Below are 3,031 nucleotides of genomic sequence, written 5' to 3' on the forward strand. Positions count from 1 at the left end.
CCCGCTGCTTCAGCTTGGCGGCGATGGCGGACAAGATCATGGGCCGGCTCCAGGGCGGAGGCGGCAAGCTGGTCAGAGATGGCTAACGATCCATGAACGAAGGCAGGTTCGCGTTTGCGACAGGCCCGCAGCCTTTGCTCCTAACCAGCTTACCAGCCGGCGCTCGACGTTCGTTTTCCCTGACGGACTGCCGTTCGCATAAGCCGATTTATGAGCCGCCGTAGGGTCTGCATCCGATGAGAAAGTCCGGTTTGGATGGTCTCAGCAGATACCCAAAATAGACTGATAGCTGTGGTTCGCCTGGGCCAGCCCCAAACCGGACCGCTGCGAGCGTATCACTCAGTCCAAAGTGAGACGCCTCAACGCCGTTTCTCGTACAGCGCTGCGCGTCGAACGGCGAGGCGTGCCTGGCAGAAGGCTGTGCGCGACTGATATAAGGACCCCAGCATGTTCGCGTACTTGTCTACACATCGCTTCAGCTCGCGCTGGTAAGCTTTCCGCCCCGATACCTTCAGCTTGGGGAGGAACACCGCCTCACATCTCTCGCGCACTGCTCCTCCGACCCCGACGTCACCGCCTCCAGCGAAAGAGCAGTTGATCATAATGTCGAAGGCGCCTTGGCAACTCGGCGCGTTCTTGACGGCCGGCACTCCGTCATCAGTGATCAAGCCTGTGCACACACTCCTCTCATCAGACGGCTTCGGGTCCTGCGCGAGGGTCGGGACGATCATAACGGCGGTGAGCGCCGCGACGAAGGTGGTGAGTGTCAGCTTCATTTAATGACCCTACGGCAACCCTTGCCCAAATCCCCCGGCATAGTTTGGGGGCATGACCTCGCCATCGCGCTCCCGGTAGCCTGCATACTGGTCCGCCATGTCCGTCCGAAATCAGCCCCAGATAGCGGTCTCCTAAATGCGCTCCCAAATTTATGGGGCGTGCTCCGACGCCGGTGCAGATTGCCCGCTTGGATAAGCGCTACGTCGCGAAGGGGCTCGACCGGAACCGGCTTGGCGCAACTGTGCGAATGGTTGGCGCGGACGAGGCGCGGCAGCAGCATTCGCGATCTGCATCTAGGCGCCATCGCTCTGCTTCCCGCGGGCTACCTCCATCATATCCGCATCCGGCAGCGATCGCTGTAGCGGCAACGCCTCCTCCACCGGAGCTTTCAACCACGTGCGCCACTCCTCCGGCGGCGTCTGCAGCGGCAAGTCAGCTTACTACTCGCTGCCCGTCAATCACCAACGATGTATTCGAACACCAGTTTCGAGTGAGGGCTGTCGTAGCTGTACGCGACAACCTCGCAGCCACGCCTCACCGGTCCGGGCCCGGTCAGAGTCAAAACCTCGTTGTGCTTTGAGTAGCTCCCCCGAACCGGGTAGGACGCCGGCTTGCAGCCATCCTTGAAGGCATAAGCTGTCCCAAAGATCATTCTCCCAGGTTTCAGACTGCCTTCGTACAGCACGGCACCGGTCTTCACGACGCTTTTGAGATCCGGTCTCGGCCTGAGATATCTGATCGTGCCTTTATCCGGGTCAACAGCGACACCGCTGCGGTTGTGCTCCCAAGCGTCCGGTGTTCCGATGAACGGATCGGCCGGAGCCTTCAATGCTACGAAATCGATGGGGGGTAGTGGAGGGGAGAGTATGTAGCGCTTACCTTCGCTGACAATGATGTTTCCGTCGACGCGCCACGACACATCGACATCCCCACCCAAATGCCCATTCGCCCAGCAATTCTTCGCCCTCAAGCGACCGCTGACGACTACGGGGTTTTTACAATCGAGACCTTGGACGCCGATCAAGTGGTCCTTGCTCTCGACGAGCAGGAAATCCCCATCCTGCGTTCGGTATCCCCCGTCCTGGGCGCCGGCAATCGTGCCAGCTCCAGCGGTGCCGCACAGCGCGGTTGTGGCAAGGAGGATGAGGGTTGCTGCTTGGCGCATGAGACGACTCCGTGATCTACGCAGGTCGGACTGAATCAGTAACCAGCTGCCGCGCCAGCGATGGCAGCGCCGAAGAAGCCAAGGGCAGCGCCTGCTGCGAGAGCACTGGCATCTGGGCCACCATAACCGTAGCCATAGCCTGGACCGTAGTAGCCGTAAGGCCGGCCGTACCCGCGATAGCCGTAGTGCCGGTAGCCGCCGCGATAGCCACCCCGGACACCGTATCCGCCACCAAATCCGCGGCCACTGTGGAACGCATGTCCCCCGCCGAACCCTCGGCCGCCGCCGTGGAAGCCGCCACCACGCCCGCCACCGTGAAAACCACCAGCCTCTGCCGGAACGACAGCTCCCAACATCAAGGCGGTCACGGCAATCGCGAGGGTCTTCTTCATCGTCAGTCCCCTTGTCCCGCCGATCGAGCTATCGCCGGCTTCATGACGGCAAGGTCGCACCAGACAACCTACAGGTGCTTGGACATGATACATAAAATTCGAGGTATGCAGTCTAATTGCGATGCTGCGTCGAACTTGTGGTTAAGCTCCCATCTCGCTCAAGCGTACGCAATCGTAGCTCGCCAACCTGGGTCGTGTAGCGCGGCGTCTGCATCTCGAACTTCGTGCTCCACGTCCACTTTGCTTACAACGTCGCACGGGCCGGGACGACACTGCTACGTGCTGGCCGACAAGGGCTACGACAGCGACGCCATCCGTCGTCAGATCGAAGCGACGGGGACGGCACCCAACATCCCGCTCGAGTCCAATCAGCGATGGAAGACGTGCTTCGCAACGCCATCGAGCGGATGTTTGGACGCCTCAAGGACTTCCGCCGCCGCATCGCCACACAGTACGATCGGTCGGCCACCAACTACCTGGCTGCTGTCTGCATCGCCGCAACCGTCAGCTACTGGTCATAAGTCTCAAGCTTAACGCAGTCAGCCGCAACATGCCGGATTGCTAAAATTTGATGCTTTTTCTGCATCCTATTGAAGGACGTATAATGTAGCTTGGCAGTAAGGAACAGCTTCTCGATGCCTTGGGCTTCTGCCAGCTTGGACTATCTTCCGACGGCAAAGCTTAATGGTATTAAAAA

At 60.0% G+C, this 3,031-nt stretch carries 3 protein-coding genes and 2 pseudogenes; 1 reads left to right on the forward strand and 4 read right to left on the reverse strand.

Going from position 1 to position 3,031, the window contains the following annotated elements:
* Nucleotides 1-359: 359 nt before the first annotated feature.
* The 4 genes and pseudogenes from FV226_RS27165 to FV226_RS28280 all read right to left on the reverse strand — a co-directional run bounded on the left by FV226_RS27165 (nt 360) and on the right by FV226_RS28280 (nt 2,334).
* Nucleotides 360-776 (reverse strand): hypothetical protein, encoded by a 417-nt coding sequence (locus FV226_RS27165; RefSeq protein ID WP_147765362.1) that lies wholly within the window; start codon nt 774-776, stop codon nt 360-362.
* 294 nt (nt 777-1,070) lie between these two features.
* Nucleotides 1,071-1,208, reverse strand: a pseudogene (locus FV226_RS28840) (SOS response-associated peptidase); the annotation flags it as partial.
* A gap of 23 nt (nt 1,209-1,231) precedes the next feature.
* On the reverse strand, nt 1,232-1,942 hold the full coding sequence (locus FV226_RS27170) for a hypothetical protein (protein WP_147765363.1): 711 nt from the start codon (nt 1,940-1,942) through the stop codon (nt 1,232-1,234).
* Between the two features lie 35 nt (nt 1,943-1,977).
* Nucleotides 1,978-2,334, reverse strand: coding sequence for a hypothetical protein (locus FV226_RS28280; protein ID WP_187278870.1), 357 nt, complete (start codon nt 2,332-2,334; stop codon nt 1,978-1,980).
* 279 nt (nt 2,335-2,613) lie between these two features.
* On the opposite strand from FV226_RS28280, the pseudogene FV226_RS27185 reads away from it, so the two are divergent.
* Nucleotides 2,614-2,855 (forward strand): annotated as a pseudogene (locus tag FV226_RS27185) (transposase); the annotation flags it as partial.
* Nucleotides 2,856-3,031 lie beyond the last annotated feature (176 nt).

It is taken from the genome of Methylobacterium sp. WL12, assembly GCF_008039475.1.
Lineage (GTDB): Bacteria > Pseudomonadota > Alphaproteobacteria > Rhizobiales > Beijerinckiaceae > Methylobacterium > Methylobacterium cerastii.